Origin of the sequence: Burkholderia anthina, assembly GCF_902498995.1 — a bacterium.
Lineage (GTDB): Bacteria > Pseudomonadota > Gammaproteobacteria > Burkholderiales > Burkholderiaceae > Burkholderia > Burkholderia anthina.
The window spans coordinates 22,083-47,042 of sequence record NZ_CABVLY010000025.1; the positions used below are offsets into that span (position 1 = coordinate 22,083).

Genomic DNA, 24,960 nt, shown 5'->3' on the forward strand with positions numbered 1-24,960 from the left:
GGGGCGCATCGCGCGCTTTCCAATCGTTAGTTTCTAACGACGCGATTGGGATACGGCCGATGGCGGGAAGGGGAGGGTCGGATACGGGCCGCGAACGCGGCGTCATGACGCGGCCGCGACGGCGGCCGGCAAGATGCCGGCGCACGAATGCGCGCCGGCTGGGCGGGGCAGGACGATCAGGCGGCCGCGGCGGCGCGCTCGGCGGCTTCGATCGTGTTGATCAGCAGCATCGTGATGGTCATCGGCCCGACGCCGCCCGGCACCGGCGTGATGTGGCCGGCGACTTCCTTCACGCCGGCGAAGTCGACGTCGCCGCACAGCTTGCCCGCGTCGTCGCGGTTCATGCCGACGTCGATCACCGTCGCGCCCGGCTTCACCATGTCGGCCGTCAGGATGTTGCGCTTGCCGACCGCGGCAACCACGATGTCGGCCTGGCGCGTGTGTGCGGCGAGGTCGCGCGTCTTGCTGTGGCAGATCGTCACGGTCGCGCCGGCTTCGAGCAGCAGCATCGCCATCGGCTTGCCGACGATGTTCGAGCGGCCGATCACGACGGCGTTCGCGCCCTGCAGCGGGATGCCGTGCGCTTCGAACATCTTCATCACGCCGTACGGCGTGCACGGGCGGAACAGCGGCTTGCCGGTCATCAGCGCGCCGGCATTCGCGACGTGGAAACCGTCGACGTCCTTCTCCGGTGCGATCGCCTCGATCACCTTGTGGCTGTCGATGTGCGCGGGCAGCGGCAGCTGGACCAGGATGCCGTGGATCTTCGGATCGCGGTTCAGCGCGTCGATGCGCGCGAGCAGATCGGCTTCCGACAGCGTTTCCGGGTACGCGTCCTTTTGCGAGAAGAAGCCGTTGTCCTCGCACGCCTTGATCTTGTTGCGCACGTAGACTTCGCTCGCCGGGTTGGCGCCGACGAGGATCACCGCGAGGCCGGGCTGGTGGCCGCGTGCGGTCAGGGCGGCGGCGCGTTCGGCGGCCTGCGCGCGCAAGGTCTTCGATAGGGCGTTGCCGTCGATGAGGAGGGCTGTCATGGTGGTGGTCCTGCCGGGAAGTTGGAATGCGGGCGTGCGGCGCGCGAAACGCCGCAGCAAAGCACGCAATTATACCGTTCGCTTGTCGTCGTCCGACAGCGAATACACGGGAAGCGTCATGGCGGCGGTGCGAGACGTCCCGCGACGAAAGCGGGAAAGCACCGCGCGAGTGGGCCGCATCGCGCGGCGCGGTGGCGCGGCCGGCCGGGCAGGCGCCCCGCGGCCGCGAGCAACGCTCAGGCCTGCTTCTTGGACAGCGCGAGGCGCAGCAGATCGGCCACGGTGTTGACGTTGAGCTTTTCCATGATGTTCGCGCGGTGCGCTTCGACCGTCTTGATGCTGATCCCGAGATCGTCGGCGATCTGCTTGTTCAGGCGGCCCGCGATGATGCGCTCGAGCACCTGCTGTTCGCGCGCGGTCAGCTTCGACAGGCGTTCGCTGGCGGCGCGCTGCTCCTGGACGCTCTTGCTTTCGCTTCGGGCCTTGTCGAGCATCCGCTCGACGAGCTTGCGCAGCTCGGCCTCGTCGAACGGTTTCTCGATAAAGTCCATCGCACCCTTTTTCATCGTGGACACCGCCATCGGCACGTCGCCGTGGCCCGTGACGAAGATGATCGGCAGCGCGGCGTTGTCGGCGATCAGGCGCTCCTGCAGTTCGAGGCCGCTCATGCCCGACATCCGTACGTCGAGGATCAGGCATGCGATCTGGCCGGCCTGCTGCGCCGGCTGATAGGCATCGAGGAACTGCTCGGCGCTCGAGAAGCATTGCACGCGATAGCCGTTCGCCTCCAGCAGCCAGCGCAGCGAGTCCCGTACGGCCTCGTCGTCGTCGACGACGAAGACAGTTTCCTGAGTGGTGGTGACAGGGCTATTCATAGTTCTCCCGTAACGGTATGTGATGCCGATGCCTCGCGCCCCCCTTGGCCGAGATCAGCGGGTTCCCCAATGGGCAGGCTGCAGTGGAATGTCGCGCCGGAAATGCGGCCGTCCGGTTCGACATTGTTGACCACCCACAGACGCCCCCGATGCGATTCGATGATCGAACGGCAGATGTTCAGCCCCATGCCCATGCCATCGGACTTGGTGCTGTAAAACGGTTCGAACAGGCGCTCGGCGGTCGCTTCGTCGACGCCCGGGCCCTGGTCGATCACGCGGATGTCGACGAATCCCGCATCGATGTCGGCGACGACGCGGATCATGCCGTCCGCCGACGCCGGCTTCACGTCGGCCATCGCTTCGGCCGCGTTCTTCATCAGGTTCATGAGCACCTGCTCGATCAGCACGGGGTCGACATAAATAATAGGCATTCTTGCGAGGATTTCCGTGACGATCCGGATCCTGCGCTTTCTGGCCTCGATCTCGGCGAGCCCGACCGCGTCGGCGACGATGTCCGCGACGCGCGCCGGCTGGCGCTTGGGCTCGCTGCGCTTCACGAATTCGCGGATGCGCTTGACGATCATCCCCGCGCGCAGCGCCTGCTGCGCGGTCTTCTCCAGCGCGGGCTGCAAGGTTTCGGGCGTGCCGCGGCCGCTCTTCACGAGCGCGAGCGTGCCCGAGCAGTAGTTGTTGATCGCGGCGAGCGGCTGATTCAGTTCGTGCGCGATCGACGACGCCATTTCGCCCATCGTCATCAATCGGCTCGTGAACTGCAGCTTCTCTTCCTGCTGGTGCGCGAGTTCCTGCGCCTTCTTGCGGGTGGTGATGTCGGTCGCGATCTGCATCTGCGCGAGGTGGCCGTCCACCCACTGGATGTACTGGCGGCGCACCTCGAACCACTTCTGGATGCTCTCGACGTACACCTCCTGCGCGTCCGCCGTGCTGCTCGTCAGCGCGGCCGCCGGCAGGCCCGCGAACGCGTCGACCATGTCGATCGAGTCCGACGACGCCTGCGCACGATCGAAACCGCCGCCCGACAGCTCGAGGTGACCGTCCGGGCGGATGCCGAACAGGTGGCGGTAGTAGCGGTTCGCGAACAGCAGCTCGGCTTCGTCGGCGGCGAGCACCGACACGGCGGCGTCGAGGCTTTCGAGCACCGTCGTGAAGCGCTCGTGCGCGGCCGCGAGTTCCTCGCGCGCGCGCTTCGGCTCGGTGATGTCGGTCATCGACGACATCCAGCCCGTCTGGCGGCCCGAGCTGTCGATCAGCGGCGACACGTAGAGACGTGCATGGAACAGCGTGCCGTTCTTGCGCCGCACGCGCAGCTCGAAGCCCGAGCTCGGCGCCTTGCCGCGCAGCGTCATGTCGAGCTGGCGCTGCATTTCCGGGTACGCGTCGCGCGGCCAGTACGGGAACGGCGCGACCTTGCCGACGAGGTCGGTTTCGTCCCAGCCCGTCATCCGGCAGAACGCCGGGTTCACGTGCGTGATGCGGCCGTGCATGTCGAGCACGCGCATGCCGATCAGCACCGAGTTTTCCATCGCGCGACGGAAGAAGGCTTCGGCGTACAGCGCCTGCTGCGCCTCGAAGCGCTGGCGCGTGTGCTTCCACAGGCTCCAGAGGCTCCACAGCACGAAGCACGACAGGCCGGCAACGAGCCACACGAGCGTGTTGTTGGTCAGGTTCGTGAGCTGCGGAAACGCGTACACGCGCACGGTCAGCCCCTGGCCCGGCGGGTCGAGCGGCAGGTCGTAGTGGGAGTCGCGCGGCAGGCGCGGGCGCGTCGACGTCGACGACAGCTCGCGGTTGTTCGCGTCGGTGATCGAGATCTTGTACTTCGACGACAGCTCCTGCGGGATGTCGTGCTTCAGGATCCCTTCGACCGAGAACACCGCGGCGATCGAGCCGAGATATTCGCGGTCGCCGCGCATCACGGGCGTCTGCAGCGTGATGTAGCCGTTGCCGAAGTCGTCGTAGATCAGCGGCGAATAGGCCTGGCGGCGCGTGCTGCGCGCTTCGTCGTATGCGCCGCGCACGGCGTCCTGCATCTGCGCGTCGCCGGGCTTCGCGAGCCGCTGGCCGAGCAGCGGCGGGTGCACGGTCGGCCAGCGCTGCACGCCGGGCGACGTATACCAGTTCAGATAGAGGATTTCCGGATGCGTCTGCATCACGTCCGCGACGGCCATCTGGAACGCGTTCTGGTCGAGGCGGCCGGACGCGAGATCGCGCGACAGCGCCTGCAATTGTTCCTGCGCGCCCGTCATCGACAGGCGGATCTGCTGCTGCGCCCACGCGACGTTACGGAACAGGGTGTCTTCCTGCTGTTGCTGTTCGCGGCGATTGAGGCTCCATAGAATGAGGCTCATTACCACAAGGAACACGAGGATCGACAGCAGCGGGGTCAGCAAATAGGAATTGGACCACCACGGTCCGTGGTGCCAGCGAGACGGCTGCGACTCCGCCGGCGGGCCCGACGGTCGCGCCGAGCGTGCGAAAAGCCGATCGGTCAACATGGCAGGATTGTAGCGCAGCGCAATACATGGAAAACCTATACCGGATATGTTGAACGGAAACGGATTTGTCCGGATGGCGCGTGCCGGAGACGCCCGAAACAAGGGTGCGGCGCAGCAATATTCCGCATTATGAGAAAAGATCTCATAATTCGAAAATTTTGTTGCCCGGGCCGTACACGCTCATTACAATCCGTCGGAGCTTGCCCGCAGCCGGCCGCGTCGCGACGTCTGCATCAGAGCGATCCTCACATTCCAGGACCCAGGAGACGAGAATGTCCGCTGTACCGAACGAAGTGATGAAGTATGTCGCCGCCGAACGTGACGACGACCCGCAAGAAACCGTTGAATGGCTCGAGTCGCTCGACGGCGTGATCTCCTCCGTGGGCACCGGCCGCGCGCACTACCTGATCGAAAAGCAGATCGAATTCGCTCGCATGCACGGCGAACACCTGCCGTTTTCCGCCAATACCCCGTACATCAACACGATTCCGGTCGCAGCCCAGGCGAAGATCCCGGGCGACCAGGACGTCGAGCACCGCATCCGTTCGTACACGCGCTGGAACGCGCTGGCGATGGTGCTGCGCGCCGGCAAGGACACGAACGTCGGCGGCCACATCGCGTCGTTCGCGTCGGCCGCGACGCTCTACGACGTCGGCTACAACCACTTCTGGCACGCGGCGTCCGACCAGCACGGCGGCGATCTCGTGTTCGTGCAGGGCCACTCGTCGCCGGGCGTGTATTCCCGCGCGTTCCTGCTCGGCCGCCTGAAGGAAGAGCAGCTCGACAACTTCCGTCAGGAAGTCGACGGCAACGGCATTTCGTCGTACCCGCACCCGTGGCTGATGCCGGACTTCTGGCAGTTCCCGACCGTGTCGATGGGTCTCGGCCCGATCATGGCGATCTACCAGGCCCGCTTCATGAAGTACCTGCAGGCGCGCGGCATCGCGAAGACGGAAGGCCGCAAGGTGTGGGCGTTCCTCGGCGACGGCGAGACGGACGAACCGGAATCGCTCGGCGCGATCGGGATGGCGAGCCGCGAGAAGCTCGACAACCTCGTGTTCGTGATCAACTGCAACCTGCAGCGTCTCGACGGCCCGGTGCGCGGCAACGGCAAGATCATCCAGGAACTCGAATCGGAATTCCGCGGCGCCGGCTGGAACGTGATCAAGGTCATCTGGGGCAGCCGCTGGGATGCGCTGTTCGCACGCGACAAGTCGGGCGCGCTGATGCGCCGCATGATGGAAGCCGTCGACGGCGAATACCAGACGTACAAGTCGGAGTCGGGCGCGTTCGTGCGCGAACACTTCTTCAACACGCCTGAACTGAAGGCGCTGGTCGCCGACTGGTCCGACGACGACATCTGGGCGCTGAACCGCGGCGGCCACGATCCGCACAAGATCTACGCGGCGTTCCACGAAGCCACGCACACGAAGGGCGCGCCGACCGTCATCCTCGCGAAGACCATCAAGGGCTACGGGATGGGCGAGTCGGGCCAGGCGATGAACATCACGCACCAGCAGAAGAAGCTGCCGGTCGAGCAACTGAAGAAGTTCCGTGACCAGTTCCGCCTGCCGATCACCGACGAGCAGATCGCCGACGTGCCGTACCTGAAGTTCGAGGAAGGCTCGAAGGAACTCGAATACATGCGCCAGAAGCGCATGGACCTCGGCGGCTACCTGCCGCATCGCCGCGAGAAGGCGACGTCGCTGCCGGTGCCGGCGCTCGACGCGTTCGAGCCGCTGCTGAAGGGCACGGGCGAAGGCCGCGAGATCTCGACGACGATGGCGTTCGTGCGCGTCCTGAACATCCTGCTGAAGGACAAGACGCTCGGCAAGCGCGTCGTGCCGATCGTCCCGGACGAATCGCGTACGTTCGGCATGGAAGGCCTGTTCCGCCAGATCGGTATCTGGAACCAGGAAGGCCAGAAGTACGTGCCGGAAGATTCCGACCAGCTGATGTTCTACAAGGAATCGGAAACCGGCCAGATCCTGCAGGAAGGCATCAACGAAGCGGGCGGCATGTGCGACTGGATCGCGGCGGCGACGTCGTATTCGACGCACGGCGAGATCATGGTGCCGTTCTACATCTTCTACTCGATGTTCGGCTTCCAGCGGATCGGCGACCTGGCATGGGCCGCGGGCGACATGCGCTCGCGCGGCTTCCTGCTCGGCGGCACCGCAGGCCGTACGACGCTGAACGGCGAAGGCCTGCAGCACGAAGACGGTCACTCGCTCCTGTGGGCGGCATCGGTGCCGAACTGCGTGAGCTACGACCCGACGTTCGGCTACGAACTCGCCGTGATCATCCAGGACGGTCTGCGCCGCATGGTGCAGGACCAGGAAGACGTGTACTACTACATCACGGTGATGAACGAGAACTACGAGCACCCGGCGATTCCGCAGGGCGAGCACGTGGCTGCCGACATCATCAAGGGCATGTACGCGTTCAAGAAGGCCGACGCCGACAAGAAGGCGCCGCGCGTGCAACTGCTCGGCGCGGGCACGATCTTCAACGAAGTGATCGCCGCCGCCGACCTGCTGAAGAACGACTGGGGCGTTGCCGCCGATCTGTGGAGCGTGCCGAGCTTCACCGAACTCGCGCGTGAAGGTCACGAAATCGAGCGCTGGAACCTGCTCCATCCGACCGAAGAGCGTCGTCTGTCGCACGTCCAGAAGTGCCTGAAGGACACGCAAGGTCCGGTCATCGCGTCGACCGACTACGTGCGCGCGCTGGTCGACCAGATCCGTGGCCAGATCGACCGCCGCTTCGTCGTGCTGGGCACGGACGGCTTCGGTCGTTCGGACACCCGCGAGAAACTGCGTCACTTCTTCGAAGTCGACCGTCACTGGGTTACCGTCGCCGCGCTCAACGCGCTGGCCGACGAAGGCACGATCGAGCGCAAGGTGGTCGCGGAAGCGATCGCCAAGTACAACCTCGATCCGTCGAAGCCCAACCCGATGACCGTTTAACGCACACGCGCCGTGTGACGCCGCGCGCCGCTTCCGGGAGGGGCGCGCGCGGCCATGGAGACACAAAAAGATGAGTCAAGCGATCGAAGTGAAGGTGCCGGATATCGGCGATTACAAGGACGTGCCCGTCATCGAGGTGCTCGTCAAGGTGGGCGACACGGTCGAGCCCGAGCAGTCGCTCGTCACGCTCGAGTCGGACAAGGCGACGATGGATGTCCCGAGTCCGGCGGCCGGCACGGTCAAGGAAGTGAAGATCAAGGTGGGCGATTCCGTGTCGGAAGGCTCGCTGATCATCCTGCTCGAAGGCGGCGCCGCGGCGCAGGTGAACGGCGCGGCCGCACCGGCAGCGGCTCCGGCGGCAGCGCCCGCACCGGCCGCCGCCGCTCCGGCTGCGGCACCGGCCGCATCGGGCGGCACGCTCGAAGTGAAGGTGCCCGACATCGGCGACTACAAGGATGTTCCGGTGATCGAGATCGGCGTGAAGGTCGGCGACACGGTCGAGAAGGAGCAGTCGCTCGTCACGCTCGAGTCGGACAAGGCGACGATGGACGTGCCGAGCCCGGCCGCCGGCGTCGTGAAGGAAATCAAGGTCAAGGTGGGCGACTCGGTATCGGAAGGCACGCTGATCGTGCTGCTCGAAGCCGCAGGCGCACCGGCTGCCGCCGCGCTGCAGGCAAGCGCGCCGGCGCCGGCCGCTGCTGCGCCGGCGCCCGCTGCCGCACCGGCACCCGCAAAGGCTGCACCGGCGCCGGCTGCTGCCGCGCCGGCCGCCGCTGCGTCGGGCGAATACCGCGCAAGCCACGCGTCGCCGTCGGTGCGCAAGTTCGCGCGCGAACTCGGCGTCGAAGTCGCACGCGTGCAGGGTAGCGGTCCGAAGGGCCGTATCACGAAGGACGACATCACGGGCTTCGTGAAGGGCGTGATGACGGGCCAGCGCGCAGCGCCGGGCGCAGCAGCTGCGCCGGCGGGCGGCGGCGAGCTGAACCTGCTGCCGTGGCCGAAGGTCGACTTCTCGAAGTTCGGCCCGTTCGAGGCGAAGCCGCTGTCGCGCATCAAGAAGATCTCGGGCGCGAACCTGCATCGCAACTGGGTGATGATCCCGCACGTCACGAACAATGACGAAGCGGACATCACCGAGCTCGAAGCACTGCGCGTGCAACTGAACAAGGAACACGAGAAGGCGGGCGTGAAGTTCACGATGCTCGCATTCGTGATCAAGGCGGTCGTCGCGGCGCTGAAGAAGTTCCCGACCTTCAACGCGAGCCTCGACGGCGACAACCTGGTGTTCAAGCAGTACTACCACGTCGGTTTCGCCGCGGACACGCCGAACGGTCTCGTCGTGCCGGTGATCCGCGATGCGGACAAGAAGGGCCTCGTCGATATCGCGAAGGAAATGGCCGAACTGTCGAAGGCGGCGCGCGACGGCAAGCTGAAGCCGGACCAGATGCAGGGCGGCTGCTTCTCGATCTCGTCGCTCGGCGGGATCGGCGGCACCAACTTCACGCCGATCATCAACGCGCCGGAAGTGGCAATCCTCGGGTTGTCGCGCGGCCAGATGAAGCCGGTGTGGGACGGCAAGCAGTTCGTGCCGCGCCTGACGCTGCCGCTGTCGCTGTCGTATGACCATCGCGTCATCGATGGCGCGGAAGCCGCGCGGTTCAATGCGTATCTCGGGGCGTTGCTCGGGGATTTCCGTCGCATCATTCTTTGATGAGCTGAGGGCTCTCGCGGGGCGTGGTTTTTTGTCGGTTCGCCGTGCCCCGTCGTTGAACCTGTTTTGCTAACGGTCTGCTAGCGTCGCCCCTGCGCGGGGCGGCGGTTACTTTTCTTTGTCTTCCAAAGAAAAGTAACCAAAAGAAAGGCGCGTCCTTGGGCGGACGGCAAAGGTGGTCCTGCCCAGCGTCGCGTTCTCTTGTCTGGCCGTCGTTCAGCGGTTGAGCCCTCTCCCTCTGTCAGTAGCTAAACAAGAAGGGGACGTATATGAGTCTCATCGAAGTCAAGGTTCCGGATATCGGCGATTTCAGCGGCGTCGATGTCATCGAAGTCAACGTGAAGCCGGGCGACGTGATCGAAAAAGAGCAAACGCTCATCACGCTCGAATCGGACAAAGCCTCCATGGAAGTGCCCAGCGACGTCGCCGGCACGGTCAAGGAAGTCAAGGTCAAGGCCGGCGAGAAAGTCTCGCAAGGCACGGTCATCGCCCTCGTCGAAGCATCGGCAGGCGCAGCCGCTCCCGCGAAAGCACCGGAGCCGGCAAAGCCCGCAGCCGCTCCGGCCGCGGCACCGGCAGCCGCCCCGGCACCGGCGCCGCAAGCCGGCAGCTACGCCGGCGCAGCCGACATCGAGTGCGACATGCTCGTGCTCGGCGCCGGCCCCGGCGGCTACTCGGCTGCCTTCCGCGCAGCCGACCTCGGCATGAAGACGGTGCTCGTCGAACGCTACTCGACGCTCGGCGGCGTGTGCCTGAACGTCGGCTGCATCCCGTCGAAGGCACTGCTGCACACGTCGCTCGTCGTCGAAGAAGCCGCGGCACTCGCGTCGCACGGCATCACGTTCGGCGCGCCGCAGGTCGACCTCGACAAGCTGCGCGACTTCAAGGGCGGCGTCGTCAAGAAACTGACGACGGGCCTCGCCGGCATGGCGAAGGCGCGCAAGGTCGAAGTCGTGACCGGCGTCGGCGCGTTCGTCGATCCGTTCCACATGGAAGTGCAGGGCGAGAACGGCAAGAAGGTCGTCAGGTTCAAGCAGGCGATCATCGCCGCCGGCTCGCAAGCGGTGAAGCTGCCGTTCATGCCGGAAGACCCGCGCGTCGTCGATTCGACGGGCGCACTCGAACTGCGCCAGCTGCCCAAGCGCATGCTGGTGATCGGCGGCGGCATCATCGGCCTCGAAATGGCAACGGTGTACTCGACGCTCGGCGCCGAGATCGACGTGGTCGAAATGATGGACGGCCTGATGATGGGCGCGGACCGCGATCTCGTGAAGGTCTGGGAAAAGTACAACGCGAAGCGCTTCGGCAACGTGATGCTGAAGACCAAGACGGTCGGCGCGGAAGCGAAGGAAGACGGCATCTACGTGAAGTTCGAGGGCGAAAAGGCCCCGGCGGAAGCGCAGCGCTACGACCTCGTGCTCGTCGCGGTGGGCCGCAGCCCGAACGGCAAGAAGATCGGCGCGGACAAGGCAGGCGTGGCCGTCACCGACCGCGGCTTTATCGACGTCGACAAGCAGATGCGCACGAACGTCCCGCACATCTTCGCGATCGGCGACGTCGTCGGTCAGCCGATGCTCGCGCACAAGGCCGTGCACGAAGGCCACGTCGCAGCGGAAGCGGCACACGGCGAGAAGGCATACTTCGACGCGCTGCAGATTCCGTCGGTGGCGTACACCGATCCGGAAGTGGCATGGGCCGGCAAGACGGAAGACCAGTGCAAGGCCGAAGGCATCAAGTACGGCAAGGCCGTGTTCCCGTGGGCCGCGTCGGGCCGCGCGATCGCTAACGGCCGCGACGAAGGCTTCACGAAGCTGATCTTCGACGAGGAAACCCATCGCGTGATCGGCGGCGGCATCGTCGGCCTGAACGCGGGCGACCTCATCAGCGAAGTGTGCCTCGCCGTTGAAATGGGCGCGGACGCGGAAGACATCGGCAAGACGATCCATCCGCACCCGACGCTCGGCGAATCGGTCGGCATGGCCGCCGAACTGTACGAAGGCGTCTGTACGGACCTGCCGCCGCAACGCAAGAAGTAACGCGACCGGCATGGCCGGCGTCACGCCGGCCAGGAAAAACGCCGCCGCCCGGGAAATCCGGACGGCGGCGTTTTGTTTTGTTCGCGGTCAGCGGCTGCTCGGCACGTTCCGTGCCGGCCGGCGATGGCCCGCAAGGCGTGTGCGTTCCGGCGCCGGAAACGAAAAAGCCGCGCAGTGCGCGGCTCTTTCAGGAGCAGGGGACGCTTACGCGGCCGGCTTGCTCGTGCGGCGCGATGCAGCAGCGCTCGCAGCCTTCGTCGCGACAGCGGCAGCCGCGTTGAAGTTCGTTTCAGCGATCTCGACGGCTTGCTTGGCAGCCTTCTGAACCGTTTCGTACGTCGTGTTCGCGGCGTTCAGTGCCGACTTCAGTGCGGCAACAGCCGTTTCCGAACCGGCCGGGGCGTTCTTCGCGACGTTGTCGACGAGGGCCTGGACCTTCTTGTTCTGCTCTTCAAATTGCGCTTCTGCAACCTTCGCGAATTCGGCTTGCGTCGACGACGCGATTTCATACAGGTGACGGCTGTACGACAGAACCTTTTCCGCGACCGGTTGCGACAGGCTCGCTTGCAGCGCGATCAGCTCTTGCGCGTCCTTCACCGACAGCAGGCGCTGGGCGTTTTCCTGGCTCTCCGTCAGCGTCGACTTCACGACTTGCAGGTTCAGTTCGATCAGCTTTTCGACGCCTTCGAATGCCTTGGTCGTCAGACCGAACAGGCTTTCGAGGTTGGCTTTCTGGGCGGCGGCGATTTGCTCGGGGGTCAGCAAGGACATGTCAAGCTCCTGAAAAGCGATCGCGTCGATCGCAGGGGGAAAGGGCACTACGCTGGGGAATCTCGGTGCCGCGTGCTTTGTGCAACGCAGCAATGAGTCGTATTTTAGGGCAGAGAAAAGTCTTGTCAAGTATTTTTTGTGCGTTGCACAATCGCGACAAATTATCGATAAAACAACAAGTTATCGTGGTCGTCCGGAATCGGTTTCAGGCGCGATCCCACATGGTGCGCACCGCGGCGGGGCAGGCGCGCCGCACCATGATCTTGCACAGGTAAACCTGACAGGCGTGTGGAACGTTATGCTTCTGTTCCTGTCGAAAAGCGCGTCGTTTCAATGCGCGTGCCGTGGCGACGTGCCGCCGCCGCAGCCAAGACCGGTGCCGATGGCACACCGAGCGCCGGATACGTACTTTCCCCGCTTTAATTCGTCGCCGAAGTGACGTTATCTCAATTAACCGTGTGGTAATCGGGAAACGGGTGCTGTCGGGCAGCGCATCTCATCGATTTTTTCAATGGGAGCGGAAGGGGCGATCGATCACGATCGAGCGACCCTTACATTCCGGTTTAACGACGATCGGTAAGTGCCTAATATTGCTCTTTTTTTCAGCTTTAACTACACTTGCGGAAACCTCCCGCCCGCTTTGTCCAGACCCCAATGAAAGCCGAATCGTTTTCACCCCGCAGATTGTTGCAGAGCATGACGCTCGCCACGGCTGTGTCGGTCGCCGTCGCCTTGCTGGCGACCGCCGCGCCCGCTGACGCCTTTGCTGCCACTGCGAACACCCACCACGCCGCCAAAAAGACTGCCTCCGCTTCGTCCACGAAGAAGAAGTCGGTCAAGGCCGCGTCCGAAAAATCCGCCAAGGTCGCATCGGCCGATGCGCCGCGTGCGAAGGCGTCGCGCAAGCGCGTGACGCTCGCGTCGAACGTGCACGGCCATCGTGGCGCGGTCCGCAAGGTCGCGTTCCAGCCGCGCCGGCCCACCGTGGGTCAGGCGTTCGGCCTGCACGACACGCCGGACGCGCTCGCGCTGCGCTCGAGCGTCGCGTACGTCGTCGACCAGAACACCGGCGAGCCGCTGTTCGACAAGAATTCGCACGCCGTCGTGCCGATCGCGTCGATCTCGAAGCTGATGACGTCGATGGTCGTTCTCGACTCGAAGGCGCCGATGAACGAACAGATCGAAGTCACCGACGAAGATCGCGACTACGAGAAGAACACGGGCTCGCGCCTGTCGGTCGGCTCGGTCCTGTCGCGTGAAGACATGCTGCACATCGCGCTGATGGCTTCGGAAAACCGCGCCGCGGCTGCGCTGTCGCGTTACTACCCGGGCGGCCGTCCGGCGTTCATCGCCGCGATGAACGCGAAGGCCAAGGCGCTCGGGATGACCGACACGCACTTCGAGAATTCGACCGGTCTGTCGAGCTCGAACGTGTCGAGCGCGCGCGACCTCGTGAAGATGGTCAACGCCGCGTACCAGTACCCGATGATCCGTCAGTTCTCGACCGATCGTACGTACGACGTGTACACGGGCAAGCGCAACCTGGTCTACAACAGCACGAACGCGCTGATCCGCGGCAATGGCTCGTGGGACATCGGTCTGCAGAAGACGGGCTTCATCAATGAAGCAGGCGAATGTCTCGTGATGCAGGCGACGATCCATGGCCGGCCGATGGTGATGGTGCTGCTCGATTCGTTCGGCAAGTATTCGCGCTTTGCCGATGCGGCGCGCCTGCGCAACTGGCTCGATGCCGGCGGCGGCGAGCGCCTGACGGCGGCCAATACGGCGAACGGCGGTACCTGATCGGGCTTCGGCGGTTCGCCGCCGTATGCCGGGATCCCCGCGATCGCCGTAACGAAAAAAAGCCCCGCAATCGCGGGGCTTTTTTTCGTTCGGCTGCGGCGCAGCGGGTGGCAGCGCTTATGCGTGCCGCTGCAGCCCGTCCGTGTCCTTCGCGGGCGCGGGCCGGTAGCCGAGCGATTCCGAGATGGTGAGCGCGGTGCGGCTCAACTGGCCGAGCCAGGCGTCCTGCAGGCGGTCGGCCGGGGCCGACAGCGACAGCCCGGCGACGAGCTTGCCCGAATCGTCGTAGATGCCGGCCGCGATACAGCGCACGCCGAGCTCCAGCTCCTCGTTGTCGCGTGCGCACGATTGCTGGCGAACGAGCGTCAGCTCGCGCTCGAGCTTCGCGATGTCGGTGATGCTGTTCTGCGTGTGGCCGGACAACCCCGTGCGCGTTGCGTAGGCGCGCACGCGCGAGGTTTCGTCGACCGCGAGAAACAGCTTGCCGACCGACGTGAGGTGCAGCGGCGCGCGGCCGCCGATCGCGCGGACGACCTGCATCCCCGAGCGCTCCGAATACGCGCGCTCGATATAGACGATCTCGTCGCCCTGACGTACCGACAGGTTGACGGTCTGGCCGGTGAGGCGGTGCAGCTCGCGCATCGGCATCAGCGCCGCGTCGCGTACCGACAGGCGCGCCTTCACGAGATTGCCGAGCTCGAGCAGCCGCATGCCGAGCCGGTACGTACCGGGATCGGAGCGGTCGACGAGGCGGCAGGTCACCATGTCGTTGAGGATGCGGTGTGCGGTCGACGGATGCAGATCCGTGCGCTGCGCAAGCTCCTTCAGGCTGACGGGGTCGCTGTGCGCAGCAAGCGCGTCCAGCAGCCGCATCATGCGTTCGATCACCTGGATCGACGTTTTGGAATCCGGGGTGGGTTGGCTCATGTCGGGGGAGAATCGGTTGACGCGTCAAGCGGTGTTGCGTCGATTGTATCTCGTATCGTGAAAAAAGCGAACGCCGTTCGAGGAAGTCCTCGCATCTGGCGGTGTGCGCTTGCGTGTGCGCCGGCGTTGGTCTTGCCGGTCAAACGGCGGATAATGAGAGCCGTTTTCTCGAAGGAGCGCGTATGCGAGTCGGTTTGTTCGTGACCTGCCTGGTCGATCTGATGCGTCCGGAAATCGGTTTTTCGGCGCTGAAGCTGATTCGCGACGCCGGCTACGAGGTGTTCGTGCCGCCCGCGCAGACGTGCTGCGGCCAGCCGGCCTACAACTCGGGCGACCGCGCGCTCGCGCGCGATCTCGCGGAAAAGACATTGCGCGAATTCGAGCAGTTCGATTACGTCGTCGCGCCGTCGGGCTCGTGCGGCGGGATGATCCGCGCGCACTACGGCGACCTGTTTCGCGACGACCCCGAACTGATGGGGCGCTATGGGCGGTTCCAGCAGAAAGTCTACGAACTGACCGATTTCCTTGTGAACGTCGCGAAGGTCACGCTCGCTCCAGGCGAATTCACGGGGCCCGTCACCTATCACGACTCGTGCTCGGGGCTGCGCGAACTCGGCGTGAAGGCGCAGCCGCGCGCGCTGCTCGCGCAGCGCGGCGTCGCCGTGACCGAAATGAAGGATTGCGAGCACTGCTGCGGCTTCGGCGGCACGTTCGCGGTGAAGTACGGCGATATCTCGGCGGCCATCGCGGACGAGAAATGCGCGAACGTCCGGGCCTCCGGCACGGGCGCCGTCGTGCTCGGCGATCTCGGCTGCATGCTGAACATCGAAGGGCGGTTGCGCCGCACGGGCGACCGCGACACCCGCGTGCTGCATGTCGCGCAGGTGCTGGCGGGCGACGTCTGACGCCCGGTTCCGCTCACTTTTCCCCGATACCGCGATGCAAGTCCAATCGATGCATTTCAAGGTGCGCGCCGGCCAGAAGCTGGCCGATCAGCGCCTGCAGCAGAACCTGAAGAAGCTGTCGACGAAGTTCGTGTCCGCGCGTGCCGACGCGATGACCGCGATCGACTTCCAGGCGACCCGCGCCGCGCTGAAGGCGCGCCGCAACCGTGCGCTGGAAAACCTCGACGTCTGGCTCGAGGCGTTCGAGCGCGAGGCGACGCGGCGCGGCACGACCGTGCTGTTCGCGGAAACGACCGCCGACGCCGCGCGGCTCGTCGCCGACATCGCGCGCCGCCACGACGTGAAGAAGGTCATCAAGACGAAGTCGATGGTGTCCGAGGAAATGCGCCTGAACGCGGTGCTCGCGGAGATGGGCGTGCAGTCGATCGAGACGGACCTCGGCGAATACATCCTGCAGATCAACGACAACGAGCCGCCGAGCCACATCATTGCGCCCGTCGTGCACAAGGACAAGGACGAGATCGCCGACCTGTTCGCCCGCACGCACCATCGAGAGCGGCTGACCGAGATTCCCGACATGACGCGCGAGGCGCGCGAAGTGCTGCGCCCGCATTTCATGTCGGCCGACATGGGCGTGACGGGCGGCAACTTCGTGATCGCCGAGACGGGTTCGGTTGCGGTCGTCACGAACGAAGGCAATGAAGGGATGTGCACGGTGATGCCGCGCGTGCACGTCGCGGTGACGGGCATCGAGAAGGTGCTGCCCACGCTCGAGGATCTCGCGACCGCGATGCGCCTGCTGCCGCGCTCGGCGACCGGGCAGAAGACGTCGAACTACTTCTCGCTGCTCACCGGCCCGCGCGGCCCCGGCGACGAGGACGGCCCGGAACACAATTACGTGGTGCTCGTCGATGGCGGCCGCACCGGCCTGATCGGCGGCGAGTTCCAGGAGATGCTGCGCTGCATCCGCTGCGGCGCGTGCATGAACCATTGCCCGGTCTACCAGAAGGTCGGCGGCCACGCGTACGGCTGGGTCTATCCGGGGCCGATGGGCTCGGTGCTGACGCCGAGCTACGTCGGCGTCGAGCAGGCGCTGGACCTGCCGCAGGCCGCGACGCTGTGCGGCGAGTGCGACAGCGTGTGCCCGGCCGGGATTCCGCTGTCGCATCTGCTGCGCGCGCTGCGCGAGAAGCAGGTCGAGCGGCACCTGCGGCCGTGGCGCGAGCGCGCCGGGCTCGCCGCGTGGGGCTTTTTCGCGCGCCGGCCGGTGCTCTACGCGCTGACGACCAAGCTCGCGGTGCGCATCCTCGAGCGGCTGGGCAGCAGCGGCGGCACGCTGCGGCGCCTGCCGATGATGGGCGGCTGGATGGACACGCGCGACATGCCGACGCCGACCGGGCGCACGTTCCGCGAGTTGTATGCGGCATCGAAGAGTCATCTCGGCTGACGACTGTTCATCGGGCAGCAACAGTGCGTTCGCTATTCGAGTATTTATCTCGATAGATGCGGTCTATAGAATCTTGCCTGTAGTCCCCGAAATTGGGTTTCGGGGAATGAGGTCAAGGAGCCGCATCATGAAAAAGACAATATCGATGTACTGGCCGCTGGCAATCGTCGTTCCGCTCGCGGCGGCCGCTTATCTGCACGCGATGGCCGGCGCGCCGTCGCGTGGCCCGCTCGCCGTTCATCAGGCATCGGCCGAGCTGGCGCGCGCGGTGTCGTTCGGTCTGGTCGACGACGCGACGAAGTCGCTGCCGCCCGCATCCGGCGACGTCGTGCTCGCCGCACCGAAGGCGCTGTGACGCATGCCGCCGTCGCTTTGCGCGACGGCGCGATTCCGGGCGCCTTTGTATAATGGCGTGCTCTTCTCCCACGCGGTTCGCCGCGGCTTTCCGATAGTGCGATGAACCGCGTTGCGATCTGTTTCGTCTGTCTCGGCAATATCTGCCGTTCGCCTACGGCAGAAGGCGTGATGCGCCACCAGGTGGACGCGGCCGGGCTGACCGCCCGGATCGCGATCGATTCGGCCGGCACCGGCGACTGGCACGTCGGCGAGCCGCCCGATACGCGCGCGCAGGCTGCCGCGCACACGCGCGGCTACGACCTGTCGGCGCTGCGGGCGCGGCAGGTGAGTGCGGCGGATTTCGAGCGTTTCGACCTGCTGCTCGCGATGGACGAGGCCAATCTCGCGGAACTGCATCGGCGCTGCCCGCCGCAGCATCGCGACAAGGTGCGCCTGCTGATGGAATTCGCACCGGGCGCGGCCGAGACCGAAGTCGCCGATCCCTATTTCGGCGGCGCGCAGGGTTTCGAGCAGGTGCTCGATCAGGTCGAGCGCGCATGCGCGGGCCTGCTGGACACCCTCCAGGCGCGCACCGCGCGCTGATTGCGGCAGGAAATTCAGCGGTCTGCGAATACCCTGTCAAAGACATGGATACTTGACTAAAAACGTCAAATATTTATACTTGACCAAAATCGTCAAGATTGCAGTCCCCTAGACACCATGAGACTCACCACCAAAGGCCGTTTCGCCGTCACGGCGATGATTGACTTGGCACTGCGCCAGGAGCAGGGCCCGGTGACGCTTGCAGGCATCAGCCAGCGCCAGCGGATTTCGCTCTCGTATCTCGAACAGCTGTTCGGCAAGCTGCGCAGGCATGAAATCGTCGAATCCGTGCGCGGCCCGGGCGGCGGCTACAACCTCGCGCGCCGCGCGCAGGACGTCACCGTCGCCGACATCATCATCGCGGTCGATGAACCGCTCGACGCCACGCAGTGCGGCGGCAAAGGCACGTGCGACGGCTCGAAGCAGCCCGACGGCCATTGCATGACGCACGAGCTGTGGTCGACCCTGAATCAGAAGATGGTCGAATACCTCGATTCGGTGTCGCTGCAGGATCTCGTTGATCAGCAGCGCGCGCGAGAAGGCGCCCCCACGGTGTTGCGCGACCGGCGCGCGTCGGAGCCCGCCGCGGCACCGGCCGAACCGGTGCGCACGATGCCCCTCGGCCCCAATTCGGTGTTCAACATCGCGAGTTCGTGAGCGCGAACGCGCCGCACACCCCGCCGCACACCCCATAACGCACACAGTCCCTGCACAGAATATCCGGAGCGACAGATGACCCAAGAGACTCTCCACCTGCCCATCTACATGGATTACAGCGCGACGACGCCGGTCGACCCGCGCGTGGTCGACAAGATGGTGCCGTACCTGCGCGAGCAGTTCGGCAACCCGGCGTCGCGCAGCCATGCGTACGGCTGGGATGCGGAACGCGCGGTCGAGGAAGCGCGCGAGCAGGTGGCTGCGCTCGTGAACGCGGATCCGCGCGAGATCATCTGGACGTCCGGCGCAACCGAATCGGACAACCTGGCGATCAAGGGTGCCGCGAACTTCTACAAGGGCAAGGGCAAGCACATCATCACGGTGAAGACCGAGCACAAGGCCGTGCTCGACACCTGCCGCGAGCTCGAGCGCGACGGCTTCGAAGTCACCTATCTCGACGTGAAGGACAACGGCCTCCTCGACCTCGACGTGCTCAAGGCCGCGCTGCGCCCGGACACGATCCTCGTGTCGGTGATGCACGTGAACAACGAGATCGGCGTGATCCAGGACATCGAGACGATCGGTGAACTCTGCCGCGAGAAGGGCATCGTGTTCCACGTCGACGCCGCACAGGCGACCGGCAAGGTCGAGATCGACCTCGCGAAGCTGAAGGTCGACCTGATGTCGTTCTCGGCGCACAAGACGTATGGCCCGAAGGGCATCGGCGCGCTGTACGTGCGTCGCAAGCCGCGCGTGCGCATCGAAGCGCAGATGCACGGCGGCGGTCACGAGCGCGGGATGCGTTCGGGCACGCTGCCGACGCACCAGATCGTCGGCATGGGCGAAGCGTTCCGCATCGCGCGCGAAGAAATGGCGACCGAGAACGAGCGCATCCGCATGCTGCGCGACAAGCTGCTGCGCGGCCTGTCGCAAATCGAGGAAACGTACGTGAACGGCGACCTCGAGCACCGTATCCCGCACAACCTCAACATCAGTTTCAACTTCGTCGAAGGCGAGTCGCTGATCATGGCGATCAAGGACGTCGCGGTGTCGTCGGGTTCGGCGTGCACGTCGGCGTCGCTGGAGCCGTCGTACGTGCTGCGTGCGCTCGGCCGCAACGACGAACTGGCGCACAGCTCGATCCGCTTCACGGTCGGCCGCTTCACGACGGAGCAGGAAGTCGACTTCGTGATCGATCTGCTGAACAGCAAGATCGCGAAGCTGCGCGAGCTGTCGCCGCTCTGGGAAATGCACCAGGAAGGCATCGATCTGTCGACGATCGAATGGGCCGCACACTGAACGCCGCATCCAATACATTCGCGGGCGGATTCGCGCGCGCAGACGTAACGAGTCAAGGAGTCTGAGTCATGTCTTACAGCAACAAGGTTCTGGATCACTACGAAAACCCGCGTAACGTCGGTTCGTTCGCGAAAGACGACGACGCGGTCGGCACGGGCATGGTCGGCGCGCCGGCCTGCGGCGACGTGATGAAGCTGCAGATCCGCGTCGGCGCGGACGGCGTGATCGAAGACGCGAAGTTCAAGACGTACGGCTGCGGTTCGGCCATCGCGTCGAGCTCGCTCGTGACCGAGTGGGTGAAGGGCAAGACGCTCGACGAAGCGCTGTCGATCAAGAACACGCAGATCGCCGAAGAGCTGGCCCTGCCGCCGGTGAAGATTCACTGCTCGATTCTCGCGGAAGACGCGATCAAGGCAGCCGTGGCCGACTACAAGAAGCGTCACGACACCACGGAAGGCGATCAGGCAGCAGCCTGAGCGGCATCGAGCGGCTTCGCAGGAAAACGCCGGGCCGCCCCAAGTTTTTCGCCCCGCAGGAAGTCCCCTTGGGGGATGACCCCCTCGGGGGGCCTGGCGCGCAGCGACAGGTTTGGGGCGCTTAGACGGAACGCGGCAGCCCTTTGGGGCGCGCCGCGGCAAGGACATCATGGCAATTACACTGACCGAAAAAGCAGCACAGCACGTCCAGAAATACCTCGTCCGTCGCGGCAAGGGTGTGGGCCTGCGGCTTGGCGTTCGCACGACCGGGTGCTCGGGGCTCGCGTACAAGCTCGAGTATGTCGACGAGCTGGCTCCCGAGGATCAGGTGTTCGAGAGCCATGGCGTGAAGGTCGTCGTCGACCCGAAAAGCCTCGCGTATATCGACGGCACCGAGCTGGACTTCGCGCGCGAAGGCCTGAACGAAGGGTTCAAGTTCAACAACCCGAACGTGAAGGACGAGTGCGGCTGCGGCGAATCGTTCCGCGTGTGACGCGGGTTTCCGCGCGATGCGGGCAAGAGGCGGCACGGGCCGCCTTTTTAATGTGCGGCGTTTGCCGCGCGACGAACCGGAATTGAACGCGACGATGGTTTCGCTGAAAGACAGCCACTTCGATCTGTTTCACCTGCCGGCGCAATTCGCGCTCGACGAGGCGGCGCTCGACAGCGCATATCGCACGGTGCAGACGCAGGTGCACCCGGACCGCTTCGCGGCGGCCGGCGACGCGCAAAAGCGTATCGCGATGCAATGGGCGACCCGTGCGAACGAGGCGTACCGCACGCTGCGCGATCCGCTGAAGCGCGCGACCTATCTGCTGTCGCTGCGCGGCGTCGACATCGGTGCCGAGAACAACACCGCGATGGAGCCCGCGTTCCTGATGCAGCAGATGGAGTGGCGCGAAGGCATCGAGGATGCCGCGGCTGCTCGCAACGTCGACGCGCTCGATGCGCTGCTCGCCGAACTGCGCGGCGAAAAGCGCGTGCGTCTCGAACGCCTCGGCACGCTGCTCGACAGCGGTGCCGATCAGGCCGCCGCGGAGGCCGTGCGCCAGTTGATGTTCATCGAGCGGGTCGCGTCGGAAGTGGGCGCGCAGATCGAGCGTCTCGAAACTTAACCGCGTGCCTTGCGGCACGCGCAGCAAACGGGCCGAGCGCCCGAACGAACCAAGATGGCTTTACTGCAAATTTCCGAACCGGGCATGGCGCCGGCGCCGCATCAGCGGCGACTCGCTGTCGGGATCGATCTCGGCACGACGAACTCGCTCGTCGCCGCGGTGCGCAGCAGCGTGCCCGAAGTCCTGCCGGACGAAGCGGGCCGCGCGCTGCTGCCGTCGGTGGTCCGTTATCTGGAGAAGGGCGGCCGCCGCATCGGCCACGAAGCGAAGGAACAGGCCGCGACCGATCCGCGCAACACGATCGTGTCGGTCAAGCGCTTCATGGGCCGTGGCAAGGCCGAGGTCGAAGGCGCGGCGAACGCGCCGTACGAATTTGTCGATGCGCCGGGCATGGTGCAGATCCGCACGATCGACGGCGTGAAGAGCCCGGTCGAAGTGTCGGCCGAGATTCTCGCGACGCTGCGCTACCGCGCGGAAGATACGCTCGGCGACGAGCTGGTCGGCGCGGTCATCACGGTGCCGGCGTACTTCGACGACGCGCAGCGCCAGGCGACCAAGGACGCCGCGCGTCTCGCAGGCCTGAACGTGCTGCGCCTGCTGAACGAACCGACCGCGGCGGCGATCGCCTACGGCCTGGATAACGCGGCCGAAGGCCTGTACGCGGTATACGACCTCGGCGGCGGCACGTTCGACCTGTCGATCCTGAAGCTGACGAAGGGCGTGTTCGAAGTGCTGGCCGCGGGCGGCGATTCCGCGCTCGGCGGCGACGATTTCGACCATGCGCTGTTCGGCCACGTGCTCGCGCAGGCTGGCATCGACGCACAGACGCTCGCGCCGGAGGACGTACGCCTGCTGCTCGACCGCGTGCGCGTGCTGAAGGAAGCGCTGTCGTCCGCGCCGCAGGCGTCGCTCGACGTGACGCTGTCGAGCGGTGCGCATCTCGTGCAGACGATCTCGCACGACACGTTTGCCGCGCTCGTCGAGCCGCTCGTCCAGCGTACGCTGACGCCGACCCGCAAGGCCCTGCGCGACGCGCAGGTGAGCCCGGCCGACATCAAGGGTGTCGTGCTCGTCGGCGGCGCGACGCGCATGCCGGTGATCCGCGATGCGGTCGCGAAACATTTCGGCCAGCCGCCGCTCGTCAATCTCGATCCGGACCAGGTCGTCGCGCTCGGCGCGGCGATCCAGGCTGACCTGCTTGCCGGCAATCGCGGCAGCGGCGACGACTGGCTGCTGCTCGACGTGATCCCGCTGTCGCTCGGCGTCGAGACGATGGGCGGCCTCGTCGAGAAGATCATTCCGCGCAACTCGACGATTCCGATCGCGCGCGCGCAGGAATTCACGACCTTCAAGGACGGCCAGACCGCGATGGCGATCCACGTCGTGCAGGGCGAGCGCGAGCTCGTCGCCGACTGCCGGTCGCTCGCGCGCTTCGAGCTGCGCGGCATCCCGCCGATGACGGCCGGTGCGGCGCGTATCCGCGTGACCTATCAGGTCGATGCGGACGGGCTGCTGTCGGTGTTCGCACGCGAGCAGCATTCGGGCGTCGAGGCATCGGTCGTCGTGAAGCCGTCGTACGGCCTGGCCGACGACGACATCGCGAAGATGCTCGAGGACAGCTTCAAGACCGCCGAGATCGACATGCGCGCCCGCGCGCTGCGCGAAGCGCAGGTCGAAGCCCAGCGGATGATCGAGGCGACGCAGGCAGCGCTCGCGGCCGACGGCGAACTGCTCGACGCGGCCGAACGGACGCAGGTCGATGCGCTCGTCGCGGCGCTGAGCGCGATCGCGCAGGGCGACGATGCAGGCGCGATCGAAACCGCGACCAAGGCGCTGGCCGACGGCACCGACGAATTCGCGGCGCGCCGGATGGACAAGAGCATCAAGCGCGCACTGTCGGGCCGACGGCTCGACGAGATCTGAACGAACGACCTGCATGCGGGCCGGCGACGGCCCGCGCGATATTGAACCGTGCGGCGCCCGCCGCCGCACCCTGACTGACGGAACGGACATGCCTCAACTGGTGGTGCTGCCTCACGTCGAACTGTGCCCGGACGGCGCAGTGATCGACGCGACGCCCGGCAAGAGTATTTGCGACAACCTGCTCGACAACGGGATCGAGATCGAGCATGCGTGCGAAAAGTCGTGCGCGTGCACGACCTGCCACGTGGTGATTCGCGAGGGCTTCAACGATCTCGAGCCGTCCGACGAGGACGAAGACGACCTGCTCGACAAGGCGTGGGGCCTCGAGCCGACGTCGCGCCTGTCGTGCCAGGCGATCGTGACGGAAGAGTCGGACCTGGTGGTCGAGATTCCGAAGTACTCGATCAACCACGCGAAGGAAAATCACTGACGGATCGGCGGGCCGGGCGGCGCACGGCATGGTTGCCGCGCCCGGCGGACCCGCCACCTACACGGGAGAGCAGGCCATGAAATGGACCGATTCGCGCGAGGTCGCCATCGCGCTTGCAGACAAGCATCCGGACATCGATCCGCAGCGGATCAATTTCGTCGACCTGCGCCAATGGGTGATCGAACTCGACGGCTTCGACGACGATCCTTCCCACTCGGGCGAGAAGATTCTCGAGGCGATCCAGGCCCACTGGATCGACGAATCCGACTTCGACGACGAAGACTGAGATTCGCGCCGGCATCGGCGCTCGTGCGGCTCCCGCAAAAAGAAAAGGCTCGTGATCTTCACGAGCCTTTTTCGTTGCCGCGCGGTGCGTCATGCGCCGACCAGCGTACCGTTCTCGATCCGCACGCGCTGGCCCTGGCCGAACGGCGGTGCGTTGTGGTACGTGAACGTGCGCGTCGCGCCGCTCTCCATCTGTACCTGCACCTGATAGTCGGTTTCCGCGCGCACCTGCTTTTCGACCTGGTTGCCGGCCAGACCGCCGCCCAGTGCGCCGATGATCGTCATCGCGGTGCGGCCGTTGCCGTGACCGAACTGGTTGCCGAGCAGGCCGCCGGCCGCTGCGCCGCCGACCGCGCCGATCCCCGAGCTCTGGCCCGGCGTACGGCTCTCCGTGATCGCGACGATCGTGCCGCAAGACTGGCAATACGTCGGCTGCGCGGGCGCGTACGGTTGCTGCGCATATTGCGGCGGCTGCGGCGCCGGCGTGTGGCGATGATGCGTTGCCACCGGGCGCGGCGCGGGCTTCGGTGCGGCCTGCGCGGCTGCCTTTTGCTGCGCGGCCAGCTCGGCTGCCTGCTGCTGTGCCTGAGCGGCGAGGGCAGTGCTGGCTGCCGCGGCCGTGTCGACGGCCGGCTGCGATGCGATCAGCGCGGCCTGGGTCTGGGTGGTGTTCTGTTCGTTGCTGCTGGCCTTCGGAAAGATGCCCGTGATCGCGGCTGTCGCGGCGAGGCTGGCGACGATGACGGCACCGGCGGCGGTGGCGACGAGCGGGTGGAGGCGTTGCTTTTGCGGTGTGGCTTGATTCTGGTTGTCCATTTTTTTCTCCGGTGTCGACCCGGCCCCTG

Annotated in this window: 22 protein-coding genes and 1 pseudogene; 17 read left to right on the top strand and 6 right to left on the bottom strand. The window is 65.6% G+C overall.

Translation table 11 applies throughout. From position 1 onward, the window contains the following. Positions 1–176: 176 nt before the first annotated feature. The 3 genes from folD to fixL form a co-directional block, all read right to left on the bottom strand. Positions 177–1,034 (bottom strand): bifunctional methylenetetrahydrofolate dehydrogenase/methenyltetrahydrofolate cyclohydrolase FolD, encoded by an 858-nt coding sequence (folD, locus tag BME24068_RS27105; RefSeq protein ID WP_174927922.1) that lies wholly within the window; start codon positions 1,032–1,034, stop codon positions 177–179. Positions 1,035–1,270: 236 nt separating this feature from the next. Continuing rightward, on the bottom strand, positions 1,271–1,909 hold the full coding sequence (fixJ, locus tag BME24068_RS27110; RefSeq protein WP_006493245.1) for an oxygen response regulator transcription factor FixJ: 639 nt from the start codon (positions 1,907–1,909) through the stop codon (positions 1,271–1,273). Beyond that, the gene (gene fixL / locus BME24068_RS27115) at positions 1,906–4,422 is read right to left on the bottom strand and encodes an oxygen sensor histidine kinase FixL (RefSeq protein ID WP_174927923.1); all 2,517 of its coding nucleotides are present in this window, start codon (positions 4,420–4,422) and stop codon (positions 1,906–1,908) included. Before fixL ends, fixJ begins: the two co-directional genes overlap by 4 nt. Here fixL and BME24068_RS35430 point away from each other — a divergent pair. From BME24068_RS35430 to lpdA, 4 genes and pseudogenes are all read left to right on the top strand, one after another. Beyond that, positions 4,342–4,559 (top strand): annotated as a pseudogene (locus BME24068_RS35430) (hypothetical protein); the annotation flags it as partial. The gene fixL and the pseudogene BME24068_RS35430 overlap by 81 nt on opposite strands. 135 nt (positions 4,560–4,694) lie before the next feature. Then, positions 4,695–7,391, top strand: coding sequence for a pyruvate dehydrogenase (acetyl-transferring), homodimeric type (gene aceE / locus BME24068_RS27120; RefSeq protein ID WP_096507331.1), 2,697 nt, complete (start codon positions 4,695–4,697; stop codon positions 7,389–7,391). Positions 7,392–7,461: 70 nt separating this feature from the next. After that, complete coding sequence (gene aceF / locus BME24068_RS27125; protein WP_174927924.1) at positions 7,462–9,102, top strand: dihydrolipoyllysine-residue acetyltransferase; 1,641 nt, start codon at positions 7,462–7,464, stop codon at positions 9,100–9,102. Between the two features lie 269 nt (positions 9,103–9,371). Then, complete coding sequence (lpdA, locus tag BME24068_RS27130; protein WP_174927925.1) at positions 9,372–11,138, top strand: dihydrolipoyl dehydrogenase; 1,767 nt, start codon at positions 9,372–9,374, stop codon at positions 11,136–11,138. A 204-nt stretch (positions 11,139–11,342) separates the two neighbouring features. On the opposite strand, the gene BME24068_RS27135 is transcribed toward lpdA, so the two are convergent. After that, complete coding sequence (locus BME24068_RS27135; RefSeq protein WP_096507232.1) at positions 11,343–11,909, bottom strand: phasin family protein; 567 nt, start codon at positions 11,907–11,909, stop codon at positions 11,343–11,345. Between the two features lie 654 nt (positions 11,910–12,563). On the opposite strand from BME24068_RS27135, the gene pbpG reads away from it, so the two are divergent. Beyond that, a complete protein-coding gene (pbpG, locus tag BME24068_RS27140; RefSeq protein ID WP_174927926.1) occupies positions 12,564–13,712 on the top strand; it encodes a D-alanyl-D-alanine endopeptidase in 1,149 nt (382 codons plus the stop codon). Positions 13,713–13,829: 117 nt separating this feature from the next. Here pbpG and BME24068_RS27145 read toward each other — a convergent pair whose 3' ends face one another. Next, complete coding sequence (locus BME24068_RS27145) at positions 13,830–14,639, bottom strand: IclR family transcriptional regulator (protein ID WP_096507234.1); 810 nt, start codon at positions 14,637–14,639, stop codon at positions 13,830–13,832. Between the two features lie 182 nt (positions 14,640–14,821). Here BME24068_RS27145 and BME24068_RS27150 point away from each other — a divergent pair, with 182 nt between their 5' ends. From BME24068_RS27150 to iscX, 12 genes are all read left to right on the top strand, one after another. Next, complete coding sequence (locus BME24068_RS27150) at positions 14,822–15,544, top strand: (Fe-S)-binding protein (RefSeq protein WP_096507235.1); 723 nt, start codon at positions 14,822–14,824, stop codon at positions 15,542–15,544. Positions 15,545–15,578: 34 nt separating this feature from the next. Beyond that, entirely contained in the window at positions 15,579–16,991 is a 1,413-nt protein-coding gene (locus tag BME24068_RS27155) for a lactate utilization protein B (protein WP_174927927.1), read from the top strand. Between the two features lie 127 nt (positions 16,992–17,118). Continuing rightward, positions 17,119–17,346, top strand: a complete 228-nt coding sequence (locus BME24068_RS27160; protein ID WP_096507237.1) for a hypothetical protein — start codon at positions 17,119–17,121, stop codon at positions 17,344–17,346. Between the two features lie 101 nt (positions 17,347–17,447). Then, positions 17,448–17,930 (top strand): low molecular weight protein-tyrosine-phosphatase, encoded by a 483-nt coding sequence (locus BME24068_RS27165; RefSeq protein WP_174927928.1) that lies wholly within the window; start codon positions 17,448–17,450, stop codon positions 17,928–17,930. A 117-nt stretch (positions 17,931–18,047) separates the two neighbouring features. Continuing rightward, positions 18,048–18,587: a Fe-S cluster assembly transcriptional regulator IscR gene (gene iscR, locus BME24068_RS27170; RefSeq protein ID WP_096507239.1), complete on the top strand. Its 540-nt coding sequence runs from the start codon at positions 18,048–18,050 to the stop codon at positions 18,585–18,587. 75 nt (positions 18,588–18,662) lie between these two features. Next, positions 18,663–19,886, top strand: coding sequence for an IscS subfamily cysteine desulfurase (locus tag BME24068_RS27175; RefSeq protein WP_096507240.1), 1,224 nt, complete (start codon positions 18,663–18,665; stop codon positions 19,884–19,886). A gap of 68 nt (positions 19,887–19,954) precedes the next feature. Beyond that, positions 19,955–20,362, top strand: coding sequence for a Fe-S cluster assembly scaffold IscU (iscU, locus tag BME24068_RS27180; protein ID WP_006754131.1), 408 nt, complete (start codon positions 19,955–19,957; stop codon positions 20,360–20,362). A 169-nt stretch (positions 20,363–20,531) separates the two neighbouring features. After that, positions 20,532–20,855, top strand: a complete 324-nt coding sequence (gene iscA, locus BME24068_RS27185) for an iron-sulfur cluster assembly protein IscA (RefSeq protein WP_011885413.1) — start codon at positions 20,532–20,534, stop codon at positions 20,853–20,855. A 94-nt stretch (positions 20,856–20,949) separates the two neighbouring features. Beyond that, complete coding sequence (gene hscB, locus BME24068_RS27190) at positions 20,950–21,477, top strand: Fe-S protein assembly co-chaperone HscB (RefSeq protein WP_096507333.1); 528 nt, start codon at positions 20,950–20,952, stop codon at positions 21,475–21,477. 54 nt (positions 21,478–21,531) lie between these two features. Next, positions 21,532–23,400 (top strand): Fe-S protein assembly chaperone HscA, encoded by a 1,869-nt coding sequence (hscA, locus tag BME24068_RS27195; RefSeq protein ID WP_174927929.1) that lies wholly within the window; start codon positions 21,532–21,534, stop codon positions 23,398–23,400. Between the two features lie 88 nt (positions 23,401–23,488). Then, a complete protein-coding gene (gene fdx / locus BME24068_RS27200) occupies positions 23,489–23,830 on the top strand; it encodes an ISC system 2Fe-2S type ferredoxin (protein WP_096507242.1) in 342 nt (113 codons plus the stop codon). A 76-nt stretch (positions 23,831–23,906) separates the two neighbouring features. Then, positions 23,907–24,116 (top strand): Fe-S cluster assembly protein IscX, encoded by a 210-nt coding sequence (gene iscX / locus BME24068_RS27205; protein ID WP_096507243.1) that lies wholly within the window; start codon positions 23,907–23,909, stop codon positions 24,114–24,116. A gap of 89 nt (positions 24,117–24,205) precedes the next feature. On the opposite strand, the gene BME24068_RS27210 is transcribed toward iscX, so the two are convergent. After that, the gene (locus BME24068_RS27210; RefSeq protein ID WP_096507244.1) at positions 24,206–24,931 is read right to left on the bottom strand and encodes a glycine zipper 2TM domain-containing protein; all 726 of its coding nucleotides are present in this window, start codon (positions 24,929–24,931) and stop codon (positions 24,206–24,208) included. Positions 24,932–24,960: the final 29 nt, after the last annotated feature.